This is a genomic window from Aciduliprofundum sp. MAR08-339, assembly GCF_000327505.1.
Classification (GTDB): domain Archaea; phylum Thermoplasmatota; class Thermoplasmata; order Thermoplasmatales; family Aciduliprofundaceae; genus Aciduliprofundum.
On record NC_019942.1, the window covers coordinates 690,052 to 710,826 of the forward strand.

General features: G+C 35.6%; 19 protein-coding genes. 7 read left to right on the forward strand and 12 right to left on the reverse strand.

The genetic code is table 11. From position 1 onward, the window contains the following. Positions 1-10: 10 nt before the first annotated feature. Both ACIM339_RS03815 and ACIM339_RS03820 read left to right on the forward strand, forming a co-directional pair. Positions 11-955 (forward strand): ABC transporter ATP-binding protein, encoded by a 945-nt coding sequence (locus ACIM339_RS03815; RefSeq protein ID WP_337954351.1) that lies wholly within the window; start codon positions 11-13, stop codon positions 953-955. Further along, positions 952-2,163, forward strand: a complete 1,212-nt coding sequence (locus ACIM339_RS03820; protein ID WP_015283293.1) for an ABC transporter permease — start codon at positions 952-954, stop codon at positions 2,161-2,163. Before ACIM339_RS03815 ends, ACIM339_RS03820 begins: the two co-directional genes overlap by 4 nt. A gap of 200 nt (positions 2,164-2,363) precedes the next feature. Here the strand turns inward: ACIM339_RS03820 and ACIM339_RS07925 are convergent, their stop codons facing one another. From ACIM339_RS07925 to ACIM339_RS03830, 4 genes are all read right to left on the reverse strand, one after another. Continuing rightward, the gene (locus ACIM339_RS07925) at positions 2,364-2,513 is read right to left on the reverse strand and encodes a hypothetical protein (RefSeq protein ID WP_162007681.1); all 150 of its coding nucleotides are present in this window, start codon (positions 2,511-2,513) and stop codon (positions 2,364-2,366) included. 31 nt (positions 2,514-2,544) lie between these two features. Further along, a complete protein-coding gene (locus ACIM339_RS03825) occupies positions 2,545-3,396 on the reverse strand; it encodes an FkbM family methyltransferase (protein WP_015283294.1) in 852 nt (283 codons plus the stop codon). A 245-nt stretch (positions 3,397-3,641) separates the two neighbouring features. Beyond that, complete coding sequence (locus ACIM339_RS08070; RefSeq protein ID WP_337954352.1) at positions 3,642-3,770, reverse strand: hypothetical protein; 129 nt, start codon at positions 3,768-3,770, stop codon at positions 3,642-3,644. A gap of 171 nt (positions 3,771-3,941) precedes the next feature. Then, entirely contained in the window at positions 3,942-4,787 is an 846-nt protein-coding gene (locus ACIM339_RS03830) for a glycosyltransferase family 2 protein (RefSeq protein ID WP_015283295.1), read from the reverse strand. A gap of 128 nt (positions 4,788-4,915) precedes the next feature. Between ACIM339_RS03830 and ACIM339_RS03835 the strand changes: the two genes are divergently transcribed. Both ACIM339_RS03835 and ACIM339_RS03840 read left to right on the forward strand, forming a co-directional pair. After that, positions 4,916-5,974 carry a glycosyltransferase family 4 protein gene (locus ACIM339_RS03835; protein WP_015283296.1) on the forward strand — a complete coding sequence of 353 codons (1,059 nt, stop codon included), beginning with the start codon at positions 4,916-4,918 and terminating at the stop codon, positions 5,972-5,974. Between the two features lie 22 nt (positions 5,975-5,996). Continuing rightward, positions 5,997-7,229, forward strand: coding sequence for a CDP-glycerol glycerophosphotransferase family protein (locus ACIM339_RS03840; RefSeq protein WP_162007682.1), 1,233 nt, complete (start codon positions 5,997-5,999; stop codon positions 7,227-7,229). Positions 7,230-7,232: 3 nt separating this feature from the next. On the opposite strand, the gene ACIM339_RS03845 is transcribed toward ACIM339_RS03840, so the two are convergent. The 6 genes from ACIM339_RS03845 to ACIM339_RS03865 all read right to left on the reverse strand — a co-directional run bounded on the left by ACIM339_RS03845 (position 7,233) and on the right by ACIM339_RS03865 (position 14,789). Beyond that, the gene (locus ACIM339_RS03845) at positions 7,233-7,970 is read right to left on the reverse strand and encodes a sugar phosphate nucleotidyltransferase (protein ID WP_015283298.1); all 738 of its coding nucleotides are present in this window, start codon (positions 7,968-7,970) and stop codon (positions 7,233-7,235) included. Between the two features lies 1 nt (position 7,971). After that, complete coding sequence (asnB, locus tag ACIM339_RS03850) at positions 7,972-9,864, reverse strand: asparagine synthase (glutamine-hydrolyzing) (RefSeq protein ID WP_015283299.1); 1,893 nt, start codon at positions 9,862-9,864, stop codon at positions 7,972-7,974. A 429-nt stretch (positions 9,865-10,293) separates the two neighbouring features. Then, positions 10,294-11,550, reverse strand: a complete 1,257-nt coding sequence (locus ACIM339_RS03855) for an ATP-binding protein (protein ID WP_015283300.1) — start codon at positions 11,548-11,550, stop codon at positions 10,294-10,296. Between the two features lie 90 nt (positions 11,551-11,640). Continuing rightward, positions 11,641-12,906 (reverse strand): ATP-binding protein, encoded by a 1,266-nt coding sequence (locus ACIM339_RS03860; RefSeq protein ID WP_015283301.1) that lies wholly within the window; start codon positions 12,904-12,906, stop codon positions 11,641-11,643. A 210-nt stretch (positions 12,907-13,116) separates the two neighbouring features. Next, complete coding sequence (locus ACIM339_RS08075; protein ID WP_337954353.1) at positions 13,117-13,263, reverse strand: hypothetical protein; 147 nt, start codon at positions 13,261-13,263, stop codon at positions 13,117-13,119. Between the two features lie 56 nt (positions 13,264-13,319). Further along, positions 13,320-14,789 carry a hypothetical protein gene (locus ACIM339_RS03865; protein WP_015283302.1) on the reverse strand — a complete coding sequence of 490 codons (1,470 nt, stop codon included), beginning with the start codon at positions 14,787-14,789 and terminating at the stop codon, positions 13,320-13,322. A gap of 342 nt (positions 14,790-15,131) precedes the next feature. Between ACIM339_RS03865 and ACIM339_RS03870 the strand changes: the two genes are divergently transcribed. The 3 genes from ACIM339_RS03870 (at position 15,132) to ACIM339_RS03880 (ending at position 19,230) form a co-directional block, all read left to right on the forward strand. Further along, a complete protein-coding gene (locus ACIM339_RS03870) occupies positions 15,132-16,049 on the forward strand; it encodes an archaeosortase/exosortase family protein (protein WP_015283303.1) in 918 nt (305 codons plus the stop codon). A gap of 11 nt (positions 16,050-16,060) precedes the next feature. Continuing rightward, entirely contained in the window at positions 16,061-17,281 is a 1,221-nt protein-coding gene (locus ACIM339_RS03875; protein WP_162007683.1) for an oligosaccharide flippase family protein, read from the forward strand. Between the two features lie 62 nt (positions 17,282-17,343). After that, a complete protein-coding gene (locus tag ACIM339_RS03880) occupies positions 17,344-19,230 on the forward strand; it encodes a hypothetical protein (protein WP_015283305.1) in 1,887 nt (628 codons plus the stop codon). Between the two features lie 225 nt (positions 19,231-19,455). Here the strand turns inward: ACIM339_RS03880 and ACIM339_RS03885 are convergent, their stop codons facing one another. After that, entirely contained in the window at positions 19,456-19,923 is a 468-nt protein-coding gene (locus ACIM339_RS03885; RefSeq protein WP_015283306.1) for a hypothetical protein, read from the reverse strand. Between the two features lie 75 nt (positions 19,924-19,998). After that, a complete protein-coding gene (locus ACIM339_RS08100) occupies positions 19,999-20,223 on the reverse strand; it encodes an alkaline phosphatase family protein (protein WP_083872013.1) in 225 nt (74 codons plus the stop codon). Positions 20,224-20,775 lie beyond the last annotated feature (552 nt).

The window sequence follows — 20,775 nt, forward strand, 5'->3', positions numbered from 1 at the left end:
AGCTACTTTGATGAGAGATAGTTCACATCTTTATAGGTTACTCTCAATTACAGAATTTATACCATTGTTTTATATATTATTTTTCATTTATGAAGATATGCATCTCTTAGAACTAATAAACATAACCAAAAACTACAAGAATGTCAGGGCAGTAGAGAACGTTTCATTTTATATTGATAGGAGCGAGATCTTTGCTCTTTTAGGTCCCAACGGTGCAGGAAAAACCACTATCATAAGAATAATTGGTGAAGGTTTGGCTCATCAAGGAAAATTGCTTATGGAAGGAAAGAAAATAGAAAGATGGAAAATTGGATATGCTCCTCAGGAGGGGCTTTTATATAGAGATTTAACAGCTCAGGATAATATAAAATTTTATGCTCTGGTAAAAAAAGTTTCTATTAAAGAAAGTATAAAAATACTAAAAGATCTTGAGATTCCAAACAAAAAAGTTCGAGAATTGAGTGGAGGTATGCAAAGAAGACTTAGCATAGCAATAGCACTGCTTGGCAATCCTAAACTTCTAGTGCTTGATGAACCTACAGTAGGACTGGATGTTGAATCTAGGAGAGAAATATGGAAAATAATAAAGAAAAACAGAGAAGAAGGCAGAGCAATACTTCTAACTACTCACTATATGGATGAGGCAGAAAAGCTGGCAGATAGAATTGCAATAATAAATGAGGGAAGAATAATAGCCATAGACACTCCTGAAAAACTCAAGAAAATGGCTAGAATGAAAAGCTCAATAATAATAAAAGGCAATTTTAGAAAAATACCTTCTGATTTTGTAAGGGAAGAAGATAAGCTCATTAAATTTTCCCAAAACCCTAGAGAAGAGCTGCCAGAGCTTGTGAAAACACTTTCAAAATTTGGAGAAATTAAAGAGATGTTTGTTAGAGAACCTACCTTAGAAGATGTGTTTTTGAAGTTTACTGGAAGGGGGTTGGGAGAATGAGAGGCATATATGCTTTTCTCTGGAAGGGACTTAAAGAGTTCTTTTCATCAAAAGAAGCTGTGTTTTGGGTTTTTATATTTCCCATAATATTTGGTCTTTTGTTTGCTTCTGTATTTGGCACTCCAACCACACCTCAAAATATTCCTGTAGGTTATATTATATCTCAGCAAAATTCCACACTATCTCAATCCTTCATTAAAGGAATGGAAAAAGTGAGCATACAGAACCATACAGTTTTTGAGCTTCATAAATATGCAAATCTAAGTGAAGGAATAAGTGCCATTAAAGAAAGTAAAATAAAAGCTTTAATACTCTTCAATGAAAATTCTACTGATAATTCAAATAGTAGAAAAATGAACATAAAAATAGTATTTGATAAGAGAGATCTTCATGATTATCAGATTGTGAGTGGCTCTGTATTTTCTTATATCTCTTCATTTGAAAATAGGGTGAGAGATTTTCAACTAAATGTGACTGTTAGATATATCCTAGAGCATGGTAATCTGACTATCTCTGAAAGGATACTAAAATCTCATCTTGAGTCTCTTGCTAATCCAGTAAATTTGAATTTGGAGTATTATACAGGCACTTCTAATGTCACATCCAATACAAGAGTTTGGTATGCTACTGCAGCAATTGGTATAACTTTAGTATTTTCTGGAATGACCGGTACTGCTTCTTCAATATCTAGAGAAATTGAGAGAGGTACTGCAAGAAGATTGACAACTACAAAGACCAGATCTATCGAGATGCTTCTTGGAATACTTCTATACTTTTTAGTAATTCAACTCATCTCTGCATTCTTAGTGATAATTTCCTTCATAATAGTGTTTAGAGAATGGATATCATTATCTCCTCCAGTGCTGGGAATGATAATAATTGCTGCTTTGAGTACGATGGCTATAGGCTTGCTGATTTCTACATTTACAAAAACTCAAAAAGCTGCCAGTGCTGCTGCTAATGCAATAGCATGGCCCATATCCTTCATAACTGGCATATTTTTTCCCTCATTCTTACTTCCAGATTGGATGAGAGTTATTGGCGATTACTTTCCTGCAAGTGCATTACTTCGGGGAATACGAAAAATAATAATTTTCAATCAGTCCATAGGTAATTATATGCCCATGATCATTCTGGCAATAATAGTTACAATCGTACTTCTGGTAATAGGAAGCTTTACCTTTCAATGGAGAATAAAAAATATATGATTCCTATTAAAATCTCACATACTCATTAACTAACATGCTAGAGTTCTGAGTATAGATTGAATTTTAGAGAATTTCACGCATATACTTCTATATCTCAACAAGATTTTATTTACTCCTCTTTTTTACTGTTTTTTGGCCTGGGATCAAATAGCATGGTAATGCCCCCAATTACTTATAAGGATTATGCCTCACGTTTCTCATTATAAAAATACATACCAGAGACCCCACACAACAAATGCCATCCCACATAGAATTGCCTCAATTCCCAGCATTGCTAGGGTTATTTTCTTCTCTGTCATATTTCCCCAAGAGATGAACCTGTGATGAGATGCATGGGGGATTATGGGCAAGGGGGTTAATAAAGTTCTCATTTTATGAATTTTAATTGATTTCAGCCATGAGTCCACCAATTCCCTCCTGATCTTTTAAATTCCATAGAAGTTTTACTTTGTAGCCACATTTTTCAAATTTCTTTTTTAGAGATAGAAATCCGCGGTGATATTCAATAACATATCTTGGCACTTTTCTAAGCACTTTACAGGGTACCGAGAGAAGGGAATATTCACAACCTTCACAGTCAAATTTGGCAATATCTATTTTCTCTTTGGATATAACTCTGGTTACGGATATTCCCCTTATCATGTACTTATTATTTCCTTTTAATCCAACTGTTGTTGTGCCGAGATTTTCATATTTCAACTCAATTTCGCCATCTTTATCCGCTACTGCAAAATTGTAAACTTCACCATTTACTTTATTGAGTCTCAGATTCTCTCTTATTATTGGGATGTTTTCTTTCTGCGCTTCATATATAATTACTTTTCTGGCACCCCATTTTGAAAATAATACAGAAGAGTAGCCAATATAACCTCCAACATCAAGGATAACTTTATTACTATAGTCGAATACTCTATAATATTCTTCAAGGCTCTCTTTCAAGACACTTAACTGTATGGGATATGCTCCTATTTTTATATCTTCTTTCTTTACGTAAACCCTACCTTTACGTACATCAACTATTTTCCATCCACAGTGAGTTATATCTCTCAATCTCCAAAAATCGTTTTTACTTTGTAGGACAATGCCACCATCTGTATCACCCTTCATATGAATTCGTGCGGGGTGATTAAAAACAAGTGGAAGCAAGGATAGCGGTTTTTCTATATATCTAACTGAGAAGAATATTGTGCCCATCAAAGGTATCGGCCCTCTAATACCTGATTGTTCAAGCATAATTCTCACCTCCGCTTAAAATTAAAAAATTGTTGTGCCCTTAAAAATATATTGCCCCAGATTGCAGCGGTGATTAAAAAGTGTGAGTTACCATAGTGAGAATCATTCATAAGATTACTCGTTGCAAAGGTATAACTAATTTATTTCTAAAAATTTTTTCATCGGATTCCTATGCTCTTTAATCCTCTTAAGCTCAGCCTCCAAAGGTTATATTTCCAGCTCTCTATAGTTTTAGGTTTTCAATCTCAGTACTTATCCCCTTCTTTAACTCTCACGCCCAGTCCCAGTGCAATTCTATTCATAAAGTTAAAGTAGACAACTATGAGTGCAATATACACTTTCCTCCTCAGGAGGTATTTGAGATAAGAGTTCAAAAGATACCCCTCGAAACCGGAATTTTGAGGATTGGCTCAGGATCGCATAATATGTAAATGGCTCAAAGAACAGAAGATGGAAAGTGAGATTATCAGGTAAACAAACATTTCAAAGGGAGATGGAAGGATTTTACCTTTGTAGTCCAGATAATTACTGTCGTAGTTTTGCAATTAATTGTCCATATAGGCACTATAGGCAACCCATGCGAATTCATATTTTTTAGGTCCATTTATCGGGAACTCAATCATATTTCTCATCCAAATCTCTTTTTTTCTCTGCATGTCTATTTTCTTTGATTTTTTATAAGGTGCTCCGGCAACATAAGCCAAAATTTCTAGAGGCATCCAAAATAGATAATAGGTCAGGTCAGAAGATGCCCATTCTCTCACAATATTAAATCTTAGCTTTAAAGGTATTTCATTTCTAACAATGTATCTATCTCTCTCCGCAATGAATTTTCTCCAGATCATATGAATTGTGTTTTTTGCTTGTCTCTTTTCGGGTTCGTATGAAATCCAGTTCTCTCCTGTGATCAGTGGACACCATTTAAATGCATTTATCTCAATTAATCTCCACCAAAGATCAAAATCTTCATTATGTTGTAAATTTCTCCATCCACCCACTTTTTCTAAAAGATGTCTGGGATAGATCCCAGAATAAACTGCCTGCACTGCATATTTCCCGTAACCATCCCATCTCTCATAGGCTTTTATGAACTCCCACCATTGGGGATAATATACGGTATCGAGATCTACCTGAATTATGAACTCGCCCTTGGAATTTTCAAATGCAATCTGTCTGCCCCTTCCACGCTTGCACTTTTCCACTATTATCTTGAAATTGGAGAATCTTTTTTGGTACTCTTTTAGGATTTCCAGCGTACCATCTGTGGATTTGCTATCCACCACCACAATTTCAAAATCCTCTGGATTTATGTATTTCAGAATTGAATCAAGACTTGATCTTATTCTGGGAGCGTTGTTATATACAGTTGTACAGATAGAGTATTTTACCATTTTTTATTCCTCCGAGTATATCTTAAATTTAGTGTTATCAGCTTTATAACAGGGTAAATAATAAATGTTTTGTGAGAGATTATTACAAAATGAAAGGAATATTCAAAACATATAAATAATTGGGAAATATGAAGAAGATGATGCCTCATATACCTAACTCATATGTTGATAATATTAGAATTGCATTCTTTGGAGAATTGAGTCAAACTTTTACAAAAAGAGATTATGATATATTGAAAAAGCATTATTATTTAGAGGTATTACAACCACCTAAAACCAAGAAGGAATGGATGAAATATCCTAAAAGAGTTAAGGATATAGTTAAGAGAAATGATGTGGTATTTGGCTGGTTTGCAGGGTGGCACACACTACCTGCAGTTTATTATGCAAGAAAATACGGCAAAAAGTCCATTATCGTTGTGGGAGGTTACGATGCTGCTTGCGAGCCTGAGATAAATTACGGAGCATTTTCAAATTTGAAAGAGAAAATACCTGCAAAATATGTTTTAGAGCACGCAGATTTGCTTCTTGCAGTATCCCAATTTACAAAAAATGAAATAATGAAAAGAGTTGGGCCAAGGGATGTGCTCGTGGTTTATAATGGAGTGGATGTTGATAAGTTCAAGTTATCCGTGAGTAAGGATAGGAAGCTGGTAATAACAGTAGCCTCTGCGAAAAATGATTTACGGAGAATTAAGGTTAAAGGATTGGATACCTTTGTTAAGGCCGCAAAGTACCTTCCAGATACCAAATTCTTAGTTATTGGTGTGGATGGCTCTGCAAGAAAATATTTAGAAAATATAGCACCAAAAAATGTAGAGATAATTGGATATATTTCTCGTGATGAAGACCTCGTTAATTGGCTTCAGAGGGCGAAGGTGATATGCCAGCTCTCCTATTACGAGGCCTTCGGCCTTGCTCCTGCAGAGGGTATGGCCTGTGGATGTATCCCAGTGGTTACCAAAGATAAATCTGGAATGTCCGAGTTTGTGAGAGAGGTTGGATTCTATGTACCCTATGGTGATCCCAAAGCAACTGCAGATGCCATAAAAAAAGCCGTAGAAGCACCTCTGGAATGGGGTCTTAGGGCTAGGGAAATAATCGAAAAAGAGTTTTCCATAAAGAAAAGGGAAGAGATATTGATCAAAATAATTAAAAATGTTTTGTGGGAAAGGGAATCTATTTAAAATGATAGAATATTCCCACCTGATGAGCAGCAAACTCTTCAGTGATTTGGAAGTGGTAAAGTCCATGTTAGAAAGAGAGTCTTTGTTTAGCTATGTATTTAAAATACTTTTAATTTCTTTACAATTCATAAGCAGCAAAATTGCAGCAAGCTCGCCCATCTCTAAAAAAGATAAAAAGATAGTAATTTTCACGAACCTGTATTACACGGGCAATCCACGGGCGGTATATGAGAGGATGCTTGAAGATTCAAAGTTGAGGAAGAAATATGAAATTTACTGGATGGCTCCCCAGCTTTCAACCTTTTTTGAATTGAGAAAAAAGAAGTTGCCTGTGCTGTACAAGCATGGATTACTCAGTGTGAAGAAATATATGAACGCGGATCTATGGGTCCTTGCGCATAAAGGTGCTTGGAATGTACCGTTCTTCTTGCAATCAAAATACAAATCTTTGCCAAAATTACAGTTATGGCATGGTGTGGGTCCCAAAGGTATACATAACACCCAAGAAGATTATAAAATTCACAAGGGTTGGTGTGTACCTTCAGAATTTGTGAAGATGCGACATATAAAAATATGGAATGCACCTCCTAATAAACTATATGTTACCGGTGAGGCAAAAATTGATCATCTTCTTTATTTACTAAACCTTCCTAGGAGTAAGTTAGTTTCCCAAATTAAAACTAAAGTTAAGGTTAATCCAGAATACAAATTTATACTTTATGCGCCCACTTATGATGTGAAAGTATGGCCTTGGGGGAATGTGAAAAAAGGTATAGATGAATTTTGTGAAATTTTATCAGAAAAAAATGCCTATTTGTTACTTAGATTACATCCATATTATAAGCCCAGTGAAGAATTAAAGAAGATAATTCGAAAATGTAGAAATATTATTGACGTTTCAATGAGCAAATGTCCGGATACCATGCTTGTATTGGCTGTCTCGGATATCCTTATTACTGACTGGTCATCCATTTATACTGATTTTACTGTTTCCCAAAGACCTATAATATTTTTAAATGTAAAGCCTAACTATTATACCGAGCAAAGGGGAGAGTCATTAATACCACCTCATATGAGGCCAGGAATAATTGTAAATTCGAAAGAAGAGCTATTTGATGCTTTGAGGAATATTTTTGATAATAAATGGTCTTCAGATAAAAAATTAGAGATTTTGCAATTCATTAAATTGGTACATGGAAAGGTGGATGGTGAAGCATCTAGAAGGGTTATAGAGGTCATAGAAAAAATAATATGAGGACTAAAATCTTCTTTTTTTCAGAAGATAATCGATCAATTCCTTATCGCTATGTATATCCATTTCCTGCCACTCAGATTGATTTATCCATATGGGGATAATTTTCTCTCCTTTGGAGGCCATATAGTTAAACACTTCGAGCCAGAATTTTGAAAGATATTCTTCTTTTCTAACCAAATACTCTAAGGTATTTACGAACTTATTTTTTCCGGTTCCACAGAATTTTGCAATTCCGGTAGACTCGGCATCAGTTTCATTCACATCTATTTTTTTGCTTACATATTTTATAAAACCATTTTCTATTTTAACTTTCATATCATCTGCATCGTAACCATTTTTCTCATCCACTACTAAGAATATGCCATCATTGCCAGCATCGATTAATTTTTTTATCACATCTAATTTGAAGAGATTATCTCCATTAGTAACAATAACATCACCTCTGACTTTCAAACTTCCGAACCATAAGGACACCAAGTTGTTGGAGACTTTATAAAAAGGGTTATAGGCAATGTCTACAAATCCTTCATAATTCCACTCTTTAATTTTTTGCTCTACCTTCTCAGTAAGGTAGCCAGTAACCACAATTACTCTTTCAATTTCAGAGATATTTTCAAATATTTTAAGTTGTTTTTGAAGAATTGTTTCACCATCCCACAGTGGCAAAAGAATTTTTGGTGTATCAGCTGTCAAGGGCATCAACCTCTCGCCTCTTCCTGCACCTAAAATAATCGCATCCATATTATTCCCCCCAGTTTCTTAGCCATAACTCTAAACTTATTAGCATCCATATTCTCTGAATTACATAATTGTCATGTTCCATTTTAAATTTGCGGAGAATATCTTTTATCTCATCATATGAAACATATTTTGTGATCTTAGCATTTTTGTTTAGGAGTTCATCTGCATATTTTATTAATTTATCTTTCCACTCTAAAAATGGAATTGGGAATCCCATTTTCCTTCTATTTATTATTTCTTCCGGTATTTTTTCTGAGCCTAGTTTTTTAAGAATATATTTTGGAATGTCATGTTTTTCTGCTATTTCATCACTGGTTTTGGTTTGAGCTTTTATGTAATCCTCCCAAGATTTCCACGGACTCTTAAAGTGATTGGGTAAACTAAAAACGAACTCTACAAGCTCATGGTCTAAAAATGGCACTCTACTCTCCACCGCGTTAGCCATAGTAGAGTTATCCACTCTGTTTAATAGAATAGGAAGATGAGCATTCAAAAAGAAATAGGATAATTTGTGATAATCATCGTGTGCAATTTCATCTAATATGTTATTGAAAATTTCTATATATTCTTCATCTCCTTTGTGTTTTAGTATTTTTTCGACAATCTCAGGGGGCCAGTATGGGTATCTAAGTAGCAATAGATCTAGAATTGTTGTAATTACCTTTCCACCGTACCTTTCATATAACTCTGGCAATTTTTTTCTTAACTCCTCTGGAGAATTCCTCGAGTTTGTAAAAATACGCATTCTTTCCATATCGAAGGGACTTCTGAATATTCTGTTATATCCATAAAATATCTCATCCGAGCCCTCACCAGAGAGAACTACATACACGCCCATCTTACGTATATACTTGGATAATAAAAATAGTGCAACTTCATTTGGTACACCTATTGGCTCATCCTTGATTTTTGCATATTCTTCCATTCCTTTTATATAATCTTCAAAGTCTAAAGCAATATCATGGTGCTCTGCGTTGATATACTCTGCGACCTTGGTGGCATATTCTCCCTCATCAAAGGTACTACCTTTAAACCTTACAGTGAAGGTTATAACCTTATTGGATAAATCTCGCATATAGGCAGCGATAACACTGGAATCTAGGCCACCAGATAAAATAGCGCCCACCTTTACATCAGCGATCAATCTTCTTCTCACCGATTTTTTTAAAAGTTCATCAAGGGTAATGAGTGCCTCATCAAATCCCATGGTTTCATACTTAGGATTTGGCTTTAATCTCCAATATCTCCAAACTTTAATAGATCTAGATGTAAGATCAAAGACCATATTATGGCCTGGTAAGAGTTTTTTAATACTCTTAAATAAAGTTTCTTCCCCCACAACTCCCCTGAACATAAGATAATCTGAGATTTTATTTTCATTTATTTGTCTTTTTAATCCGTGTTGAAGAATTCCTTTAATTTCTGAACTAAACACAAGATTTTCCCCATCATAATGATAGTAAAGGGGTTTGATTCCAAATCTATCTCTACTCAAAAATATAGTACCTTTTTTCTTATCATAAATTGCAAATGCCCACATGCCATTTAGTTTCTCCACACATTCGTACCCCCATTCTAAATAAGCAGCTAATATAACTTCAGTATCACTATGTGTATTGAAAACGTATCCTTTGTTTTCTAATTCACTTCTTATTTCCATGAAATTGTAAATTTCCCCATTATATACTATCCATACTTCTTTCTCATCCTTCTTGTATTTCATAGGCTGATGAGCTTTTTTACTGAGGTCAATTATGGCCAATCTCACATGGCCCAAGGTAACATTTTCATCTGAGAAAATACCTTCATCATCAGGACCACGATGCTTCAGGGCATCATTCATTTTAGATATCAACTCTGTGTTTTTCCAAGTAAATCCGTTTATGCCACACATTGCTTGACAATATTAATTAGTGATATAAACTTTTGTTACCTATAAGTAGAGATTCTATAAAAAGCAGTGAGAAACTCTGTACTTCTAATTTTGTATTTTACAATATTTTTTGTGCAGTTCTCCAAAGGTCAGATTTCCAGTTCTCTATAATTTTAGGTTTTCAATCTCAGTACCTATACCCCTTCTTTAACTCTCACGCTCAGTCCCAGTACAATTCTATTCGCGAAATTAAAATGGAAAGCTATAAGCACTATATACATTTTCCTCCTCAGGAGGTATTTTAGAGTTAGAGCCGAGGGTTGCGTGGGCAGCGATAGAAGCTCTACCACTTCTTGGAAGGCTTGATATATTTGAGAAGTTCAAAATCAAATTCATGAGAAGGAGGAAAAAAATAATACTTAAACCTGTGTAGTAATGTGTTCATCTCTCTTATTTGTTTAGTTTCAACAACCATTTCCACAGAGGTACAAAATTTATCTCGCCTTTCTCTTCGTAATCCCAGGTAATTACCGTTTTGTTCTTGCAATTTAACTCCTCTCCTGCCTTCTCAAGTGCTTTTATCTCTCTTCTCTCAATTTCATCTCTTCCCGAAGCGTAGGTCACCTGAATCAATTCTTTCATTCTCTCTCTTTCCTTGAGCACAAAATCAATCTCATAATCTCTGGCTTTATAGTAGTATAGCTCCCATAGTGGATGATAATTCTTTCTCCTCAGGAGGTCTAGGAACACTATGTTTTCCATATATTTACCATAGTCATCAGAGAATTTACCCACCTGGGAGAGAGATGGGTCGCAGAGATACGCTTTTCTGGGCCAGCCCTCTCTTAGATGCACCTTTTCATTGTACCTGCGGAGAAAGAATACAGCCACAGTATCTTCAATTTTGTCCATGTAATCATATAGTGTATTCTTTCCAAACCGTGAACCGCTGCTTCTGAGTTTTTTTGCAATACTATTTATGCTAAACTCCTTTGCAAAGTTTTGAATGATATGCATCATCAGATATCTTGCAAGGGTGATGTTTTTCAGATTGTGTCGCTCAACAAAATCCCTGAATAGGATCATGTCCACATACTCTTTCAATATTCTCTCTTTATCACTTCCCATCACAATCTCTGGGAATCCCCCCGTATCAATATACTCTCGAAGAACATTTCTTATTCTACTCTCATCATCTCTGGAAATTACTCTCCCAATTTTCACTCCTCTCAATTCCATAAACTCTCTGAAACTGAGTGGTAGAAGAATGTACGAATAGGTTCTGCCCCTCAAACTTGTGGCAATTTCCCGGCTAAGAAGTTTGGAGGAAGATCCAGTGAGATATATCCTGTACTTGCCCCGATCAATGAGACTTCTGACTGCATGCTCCCATCCATGAACGTTCTGCACTTCATCAAGAAATACTCTCTCCACATTCATGCCTGTTAACTCGGTGAAGAGCCGCAGAATCTCATATATATCTTTTGCCCTTACATCCAGAAGCCTTATGTCTTCAAAATTAAGATAAAGCGTCCTGTATCTATCATCTCCAATTAACTGATAGAAATAATATGTCTTTCCCACACGTCTCGGTCCGATCACTGCCACAGCCCTATCATCTCTAATTCTGAGTTCCCTCTCCACAATATCCGGAGTTGCCCTGTTCAGCCATTCTGTAAGGTAATCACGCACTTCCTTTGAATTCATGTATTTACTATAGTGAAATTTTTACTTAAATTTTTCTTTATTGTTGAGAAAATTTTGCAAATATTATGGTGTGCTCTTCCAATGCACCTGTCAAAGATTGGGTTTCAACAACCATTTCCACAGAGGTACAAAATTTATCTCTCCCTCTTCCTCGTAATCCCAGGTGATTATCGTCTTGTTTTTGCAATTCAGTTCCTCCCCTGCTTTCTTAAGCGCTTTTATCTCTCTTCTCTCAATTTCATCTCTTCCAGAAGCATATGTCACTTGGATTAATTCTTTTATTTTCTCTCTTTCCTTGAGCACAAAATCAACTTCCCTTTGCTGATGATCCTTCCAGTAATATATTTCCATATCCCTATGCCAGTAACTCTTTCGCCGCATGAGCTCCACAGCAACAACATTTTCCATTGCTCTCCAGATATTGGCAGAGAGGTTGAAGCCCACAACCTTCGCCATTCCCGTGTCCATCGCATATACCTTCTTTGGTGCAAGCATCTGCTCTTTGAGCTTGTATGAAAAGCGTTCCACAGTAAAAGCCAGATAGGCGTTCTGAATGTAATCAAAATACTTTTTCACCGTATGGGGGCTCTTCACTCCGAGAACATTCTTGATCCTGTTGAATGATATCTCTCTGCCCGTATTGCTCATCACATACCTCCCAAGGGCTCGGAGAACATGTGGGTACTTAACCCCATACCTGCCCATTATGTCCCGCTCAACAATGTCCCTGTAATTCTCAGATAGAAACATATTTCCAAGTTTATACGCCAGAGGAAAACCTCCCCTCTCAATGTATTCCTTCAGATGATCTTTTATCTTAGCCCGAGTTGCCGTGGAGTACGCAGAGCCGTTGATCCCGTTGTACTGCAGAAATTCCCTGAAACTGAATGGGTAGAGCATGAAATCAATATGTCTGCCCGTGAGATGCGTGGCAAGCTCCCTGCCCATCAATCTTGCGTTGCTTCCAGTTATTATTACTCTCCTCCCAGTTATTATTCTCGATACGAATTTTTCCCATCCGGGGATGTTCTGAATCTCATCAAAGATTAATGTGTTCACCACACCCTTGAGGGAATAAACGGCTTCAAGCACTGTATTCAGTTCCTCTCCTTGCATAGCCAGCCGCTCATCTTCAAAGTTCACATAAGCCACATGCTCACCGTTGGCAAGCACCCACGCAAGAAAGGATTTGCCGCATCTTCTCACCCCGGTTATTACCAGCGCAACATCTGTGTTTATCATACTCTCCACCACTTCCTTGCACTCCCTTTCCACCACATTTCCCTCGGAAAATCTGCGGTGCATGTCCTCCTCCCTGTCCACAATCGCCGATTTTATCGTGTCCATGGATACCATATTGTACTGAAGATGCAAATAATTAATAAATCTTTGCATTTGAGGTGCCATGTTTCTCGAGCAAATATCACAGAGGGATGAAAATCCTATTCATAGAGGGGCAGGGTTTTTGAGCTCGGCCCCCGTGCCTTCAAGGCCTATCTTCAAAATCCTCTCTGGGCATAACTCGAAAATGTTTCTTTCTTTATCCTGGAGGATGAGCGAGCCGTTCTATTCTGTGCGGATATGCTCAAATTCATGCTCTTTGACCATATCTGGAAACTTCGTTGAATCCACGGTCACATGCTCAATGGAGAGCTTTTCGAGCATCTTTGCTATTCTCTCTCTGGTTCCGATTTTTTCACCTCCAGGTTGCACTCCAGGTCATGCTATTTAAACCCATGGGATAATGGGCATTTTCAGAGGAATGAATCTTATGTTTGAGATGATTGTGAGGACGGGTAATTTTTCTCATCTTTATGATTCTGTTCCGGGAGGTGGCCATTCGGTATGTTTTCTTGATTTATCTGATTTGCATAAGCGAGAATCTCACCAATACTCTTTATCATGGTATCATCTGACTTGGAAAGTATCTCACCCAGGCTTGGTAAAAAGTAATCAAAGAACTTCTCAGAGATATTTTTTATATCTTTGATCTTCTCATCCATCTCCCTTTTCATCTCTTCTTTTAGTGTACTCTTCATCTCAGTCATCTCATCCTCTATTTCTCTCCTCATACTCTCCATGTATTTTGGATAAATCCTGTATCCCCTCTCCTCAAGGCGATTTATGAGAATCTGAGGACTTAGATCCTTCTCCAGGGAGTCGATCTTGTTGCTAACCTTAACAATGGCCTTCGTGCTCTTTTCATTGAAATCCACAAGATTTTTCACGGTATTTCCTATGAAATTTTCCATACTGCCCATATCCTTTTCCACTTTTTCAACGCGACTCTCCGTAGTATTTAACCTCTCCTCAATATTCTGAATTTTGGAACTCAACTCGTTTATCTTTCCAGGGTCTGTAGCATTAACCCTGATTACCTGCGGCTGCTCCTTCTCCTTGGGTGGTATCTCATCCAGTTCATTCAACGCATACTTTAACTTTGCAAATTCCTTTATGTCCTCCATGAAGGAATCGTGCTCGATTACCGTTATATTTATTGGTGTGGAAACCTCTCCCGGATCCATATCCTCTGGAGAAACTGTTGCATATACCAGTCCCGTGGCACTTCTGAGATTGATCCATTCACTGAACCTTCTCATCTGGGACGGATTGAGCATGCTTAGTACGCCGTTGAGTTGTGTGCTCAACTCGTAGTTAACTGCCTTCAAATGCTTTATTTTTTCATCCTTCTTCTCTATTTCTTTCTTCAGAGCCTGGACCTTATCTTCAAGCTCCTGTATTTTGTGCACCTTCTCACTTGCCTCGGTCAGGCTCGCAAGGTACCTCGTTCCGAATTCAACGAACTTCTCGGGATCTTCCATTAGCTTACTCATTTTCCTGTGATCGATCCTGGCATTGTGCATCACAAGGAAAAATGCCTGAAAGCCCAGCCCTTCGATCACTTGAGACAACCAGAGGTGCTTTCTCTCCATGATCTCCCATTCCTTCGCATAGGACCCGTCAATCGTTGAGGCCAGGAGTGGGTATTTCATCTCCCCGTAGGCCAGGGTACTTTGCTTGCTGTAGTACGCCTTGCCGTTTATATCTCTGAGCCTTTTTACCACGTAATTCTTCAAATTCTCAAACTCGCTTTTCTTCATCCTCAACTCAACCCTCTCGCTCTCCGTTCCGTAGGGAGTGGTGAAGTAGAACCTCGCCACTCCGTTCTTCCACCTGGGCCCTGTGCTTAGGAGGTATCCTTCCTCGATCAACTCCTCAATCCTATCTGGCACGAACATTTTTATCACCCAAAATTATATATCATGCGGACTTTAATAAAACTTTCCATGCTTTGGACTCGATTCGAGGATGTTCGAGATTTTATTGACTTGCTCTTTTACCTTGTTTTTCTTGGTTTGAGAAAATTCGAGATGCTGGTTCGAATCGAATCTCGGATCGGATGCTGGAATATGCATTGAAATGCCCTTGTTTGAGAGATTTTTTTCCTTCATGAAGGGGTTTGTGGGGTATATTGGCTTGTATCAAGAAGTTGCGTGAAAAATTTTCGTGATAAGCTCGGGTTTCGGAAAGGATATCTATCCTGCAAAATCTTAATTTACAACCTGCCCATTTACATTCTAATGCTTGATCTCCTACGAGCGGATGCCTGGGCGCCCGTGATGCATCTCTTCAATCTCACTCAGAAAAAGAAGTTCAGCATATTTTTTTACTCTCTTGTTATCCTTGCATTTCTCTTGGATTTCTATGTAATACATTCATCCTTCGGGTTCTTCTCCTATACGCTAATCTTTGCTATATCTGTGATGCTCAATGAGAGAAAATTCTATAAAATTGAGAAGATTGAAATGTGGGAAGCGTTGCTTGGGCTTTTTATTATAATTTCTTCATTCACTCTTGTCACCCCTGTAAAATGGGTGTTTGTTCCCGGAACTCGTGTGTTTGGGGTGTTCAACAGCGGAGTTCTGATAATAGGATACTTTGTGATGTTTTATGGATTGAGAAAATATAGGATAATTTTTCCATTTTTAATATTCTATGGAGCCATGGTGATTCTCAACGGTACTTGGGGATTTGTTGTAAATGATTTCGCTCAGATGTATATAGCACCCATTTCCTCTCATCTAGCATATTCTTTCCTGAAGCTTCTGGGCTATCCAGTGAGCATCTCGGGCACGACCATAACCATAATAAGTCAAAGGGGCACGCCCGTCTCCGCAACCGTAGCCGGCGCATGCTCGGGAATTGAGGGTATGACGCTTTCCGCGGTAATGCTTGTTGGATTGCTTATGGGCTCAAAGATGAAGTATGTGTGGCGAGCGCTGGTGATACTCATTGCCGCTCTCACCATGTTCTTCATCAATGTACTTCGCCTCTTTCTCACATTTATGGCCGCATACTATTGGGGACACGAGGGTCTGAACCTTGCCCATGAGTGGCTAGGGAATATTCTATTTTTAGTGTTTATTATAATCTATTGGGTAGGAGTAGAGAAAATATTCGTTCTAAGGAGGAATACAAAGTGTTTAAAAGATTATTGAAATTCTTTGGAGTGGATATAGGCGAATTGAAAGCTATATCTGGAATTGCGATTGGAAATGTTATTACCCAAATACTCCGATTTATTTTCTGGTTCATTGTAGTATGGATGGTAACACCTGAGAAGTATGGATATATACGTTACGCCTTTACCATAGCCAACTTTTTTTTACTACCTGCAGCCTCTGGTTTTCCTGCAGCGATTACTAAATTTATTTCAGAGAATTTAGATGATAAGAAAAAGATGAAAATATATGCCTTCCAAACCATTTTTATTGATTTTGTGATGATTCTTATAACAACTTCTATAGCCATTGGATTTGGTATTTTTTTACCTTATAACATTCCTATTATAAGTTCTATTTTTATTTTGATAACGGGTTTATATTATTTATATATCTCTTATATTAGAGGTCTTATAGATGTCAGGAGACTTATAGGATTTGGGGTGAGTGTAAGTGCCTCAAGGGTTGTACTAATTATATTATTCTGGCTTATGAATTTACAAAGCATATTTTGGATTTTATTTGCCTACTCACTTCCATTATTCATAGGTATATTGTCTATGGAGCTTTTGAAAGAAAAAACGGTAAAGTTTGAGATTTTCCATCTTGATCGTTCTATTCTCCTTGAAATTATAATTTTTGCCGTTCCTGGGATTTTATCTACAACTCTCTGGACTATAACAGGACAAGTAGATATTGTTTTTATAAAAAGTTATTATGGATATTCAGTTGTTGGATCCTATTCATTAGCAAAAACTATAACCTCCCTTATAGGATTTGTAAACGGTGCAATTATTGTGCTTCAAATGCCAAAGGTCTCAAGTTTTAAGAAAAATCACAAATATATTTATAATTATACTAAAAAATCTTTGAAAATTGGATTTTTGGCTACATCTATATTTGCAATAATGCTGTATGTTTTTGTAAGATCTATATTTGATTACCTTTTTCCCTCCGCCTATAAAAATTCCATACCATTAATTTATATAATGATTCCAGGTATGATATTTGCTGGACTTTTTTCCATATTAGCTGCAGATTGGACTGGATATGGAAAACCCATTGAGAATGCAAAAATTATGTTTTTTGGAATGATTTTTGTAATAGGTTTAGACTTTTTACTAGTACCTCTATATGGTTCTACAGGTGCGGCTGTTGTATACACACTTTCTCAATGTTTTATATTTATATTGATGTATATTAAAACAATGAAATATTTTAGAGCATGAAAGAAATAAATTATAAATATTTATAGTACATGCTAAATTCACAAACATATGAGTGAGTATCTATGAACAAGAAAACCGTTTTTATTACCCTTATCGGTATACTGCTTATAGGTATAATGATAAGCACATCTCAGGAATTTCTCTGGGGGGTTGATACAATAGGAGGAACTGATGAGTTGCATCACTTTTCAAGGGCATATGCCATAGCGAATAGATGGGTGGATCCTTATCATGAGCCTGATAATCCCAAGTTCTTTGATTTTTATCCTGCAGGTTTTCATTTACTGTTAGGAGAGTTTATTCTTCTTTCAGGTTTTACATCAGTATATGTACTTTATATAATTTTGAAAATTTTGTACTTTTTGATCCCAGCCATTATAGTTTTTCTTATAGGAACAAAGGTTGATTGGAAAGTTGGCTTGTTATCGGTGTTTTTCCTAGCCACGTATTTTGAGATTCTGACAAGTGTTCATAATTACTATATATATGTAAGTACTCCTCAAAATTATCTGAATACAAATTTTATTACTATAACAAGTTTTTTCAGCACAATATTACTCTATTTACTATTTATTAAAGCAAGGGATAAAGAGATATTTTTGGGGAGTTTGATTACATTGTTTGGAGTTGTTCATGGAATCTCTCACATAAGCACCTATATAGGATATATATTTAATTTAACGAGCTTTTTGATCATATTTTTTATATATTTTGTTTTCAAAAAGAATTTTACACAATCCATAAAAATGGTTAAACTTCTTCTTTACACTTTCCTCTCTCTTCCTCTTTCTTTCTTTATTTATTATTTCCCTATGTACCCGGTAATTTTAAATCCCCCTTATCGATTTAAATACTTTTGGCCCCCTTTTATACCCCAAAGTTTCTTAGATTATGCACCCCATATTTTTATTATATCTTTAATTTCAATAATCATAATTCTTATCTATTTAACAAAATTTATTCATTATTCTAAATATAGAGGATATTTAAGCTTTCCTCGTATTAGTAAATATATCATTTTCATATTTGGGTTACTTTATATAATTTTATATTTAACCATTGTATACAAAGTTACTACAAATCCAAGGGATTATTCATTTTCGGGGTTCATACTTCTTGCAGGAGTTTTCCCTACTTACTTTCCTCATAGAGTATATTCTTATATTTCCTTTTTTTCTCTTATTGTTGGATTTTTGATGTTTATCCTATCTGCATTTGTTATAACTTTTTATTATAAAATTATAAATAAAACACATTATTTAAATTATATCCTTATAATGTATATAATATTTTATGTCACGTGGTTTATTTTTGCTATAATTATTCATTATTATGCAGATAGGATAATATATTTTAGATTTTTATTGCCTTTAGTGTATTCTCTCGCTATATTTCTTGTGTTATCTTTCAAAGTTTTTTCTATAGGTAAGAAAAAAATTGTTAGAAATGTGGTGGTGATTGGGATAATATTCGTTATTTTGTCTACAAATGTTGTTTCTCAAATAGCGAAAGAACCATCAATACGTGAAGAATTTGAAATTCCACGACCTATTAGGGGTTCTGTGTCCCCACCTTTAATTTATTCTTCTTTGGCAGTTGTAACTAATACATTAACTAAGCCTGGGGAATATGTTCTAGCTTCAGGGGCTACTTTGCCAGCTCTTGCCACAACTACCCATATTAAGTTACCTACCTACTCTTATTCTCTAACCTACACAGATCATAGAAATTGGAGTATCACCATAAACGCTTTGAGAGGTAAAAATATGAATATCTTCTTTGAAAGATATAATGCTAGGTATTTGATAATAGGATATGGAGATCTAACAATGGGTAGGTACCCTTGGGGTTGGCACACGGCACCTATATCCTCATATGATAAAAACCCACATTTGTTGCTGATATATGAAGGTAATGGTGGTGAAAGAATATATTTATGGATAAAATAAAATATTTTAAATTTTTATTCAACTTTAATTTTTTTATCTTCCTTGATATTTCTTTTCTTATATCATTGCGTTTTACACTTCTTGAATTTATTTCTGCCTCTTTTTAAAAATTGTATACAATATATTTCCCTCCATTTGTTTTGGAACAGGAAGATTGAAAATGCGTAATATTGTTGGCGCGATATCATATATATGCGTTTTTAATGAAGTACTTTCTTTTATTTGCTAACCATAAACAAGAAAAATGCCATTTAAATCATGAAAATTGACGGTTTCTGTAGAGAATATATTGGAAGATATTTTAGGGCTAATAAAATATTTTTTATTGGGTAAGAACATAATGATGGGTTTATTGTTTTCATAAAAACCGGTTAAATATACCTTATTAAAAATCTTCTCATTGGTATCGTCCTCTAAATCAGTTAATTCTTTTTGAAGTTCATTTATTATATCTTTATTGGGTACGTTTTTTAGATTCATATAAATCCCAAATGAAGATGCTCTAGGCACATAGAACGTAGTGGTCTCTATATCAATTTCATATCCTGTTCTTATTTTGTAGTTTTTGGCCAGCGTTTTTTTGAATATCCACCTACCTATTTTCCTTATATATTTTATTTTTAATAAATAATTTACTTTTCCGGAAATTATTAGTTCTTTTCTTTTATCAGTGAGATCAAAAACCTCTTTCATACCATTTTTAGATTTAGGTCTTACTGAGAGATATTTTTTTCTTCCAAGGCCAGGAATGTATATTAAATATGTATATTAAATATATCCGTAAAATCCATGATCAGAAAGAATGAAAATTAGAGTTTCCTTGGGTAAGTTAGAAAGAAACCATCCTATATGTTTGTCTATGTTTTTAAAGATATCCAATGCACGAATCGATAGAGGAGTTCTTTTTAGCATATCTCCAAAATATTTATGAGATATTATATCGCTGGTTATGAAATGTATGAAAAACAAATCCCATTCTTCATTTTTGAAGATATCTTTTCAGCATTCATATGTTCATTTTCAAATTTTATAAGCTCTTCAATAAGTGCCTTTCCTTCTTTACTAAAATCTGGTTTTACTCTATAGTTATGTTCCTTTACATATTTCCCAGCATATTCTGGATATGCATATAATTTTGGTGGAAAGAAATCGGGTAGAATTATACTATTGATTTTAAGTGAAGAATAAGATAAAGGTAAGCCTATTAAAATGCATCTATATCAATAATCACTTAATATTTTATAAAATGGTTGAAATTTTAAATCTTGGGTACCTGCTATTCTATTCCTTCCATTCTCAGTTATAATAAAATCATAAACACTCTGTTTCAATGGCGTTGTGCCAGTACCAAAGTAACCAAAGAAGACCATGCTGGACCAGTAATGGGGGTATTGTAGATTTTAAGTATCCATATGCTCCTCTCCCTTAATTTTGTTAATATTAGGGAGTTCACCATTTTTCACAAGAGTATCTAGCAACCTTCAGGTGCCATCATCTATTCCAATTATCACTATTTTCCTTGTTTTGTCCATCATATGGAGGATG

Excerpts from the sequence above, each read along its gene's own strand:
- ACIM339_RS03835 (WP_015283296.1), top strand. The coding sequence starts at position 4,916 with ATGAAGAAGATGATGCCTCATATACCTAACTCATATGTTGATAATATT.
- ACIM339_RS03885 (WP_015283306.1), bottom strand. The coding sequence starts at position 19,923 with ATGAAAGAGGTTTTTGATCTCACTGATAAAAGAAAAGAACTAATAATT.
- ACIM339_RS03815 (WP_337954351.1), top strand. The coding sequence starts at position 11 with ATGAGAGATAGTTCACATCTTTATAGGTTACTCTCAATTACAGAATTT.
- ACIM339_RS03880 (WP_015283305.1), top strand. The coding sequence starts at position 17,344 with ATGAACAAGAAAACCGTTTTTATTACCCTTATCGGTATACTGCTTATA.
- ACIM339_RS03825 (WP_015283294.1), bottom strand. The coding sequence starts at position 3,396 with ATGCTTGAACAATCAGGTATTAGAGGGCCGATACCTTTGATGGGCACA.
- ACIM339_RS03855 (WP_015283300.1), bottom strand. The coding sequence starts at position 11,550 with ATGAATTCAAAGGAAGTGCGTGATTACCTTACAGAATGGCTGAACAGG.
- ACIM339_RS03840 (WP_162007682.1), top strand. The coding sequence starts at position 5,997 with ATGAGCAGCAAACTCTTCAGTGATTTGGAAGTGGTAAAGTCCATGTTA.
- asnB (WP_015283299.1), bottom strand. The coding sequence starts at position 9,864 with ATGTGTGGCATAAACGGATTTACTTGGAAAAACACAGAGTTGATATCT.
- ACIM339_RS03865 (WP_015283302.1), bottom strand. The coding sequence starts at position 14,789 with ATGTTCGTGCCAGATAGGATTGAGGAGTTGATCGAGGAAGGATACCTC.
- ACIM339_RS03860 (WP_015283301.1), bottom strand. The coding sequence starts at position 12,906 with ATGGTATCCATGGACACGATAAAATCGGCGATTGTGGACAGGGAGGAG.
- ACIM339_RS03870 (WP_015283303.1), top strand. The coding sequence starts at position 15,132 with ATGCTTGATCTCCTACGAGCGGATGCCTGGGCGCCCGTGATGCATCTC.
- ACIM339_RS03820 (WP_015283293.1), top strand. The coding sequence starts at position 952 with ATGAGAGGCATATATGCTTTTCTCTGGAAGGGACTTAAAGAGTTCTTT.
- ACIM339_RS03845 (WP_015283298.1), bottom strand. The coding sequence starts at position 7,970 with ATGGATGCGATTATTTTAGGTGCAGGAAGAGGCGAGAGGTTGATGCCC.
- ACIM339_RS03830 (WP_015283295.1), bottom strand. The coding sequence starts at position 4,787 with ATGGTAAAATACTCTATCTGTACAACTGTATATAACAACGCTCCCAGA.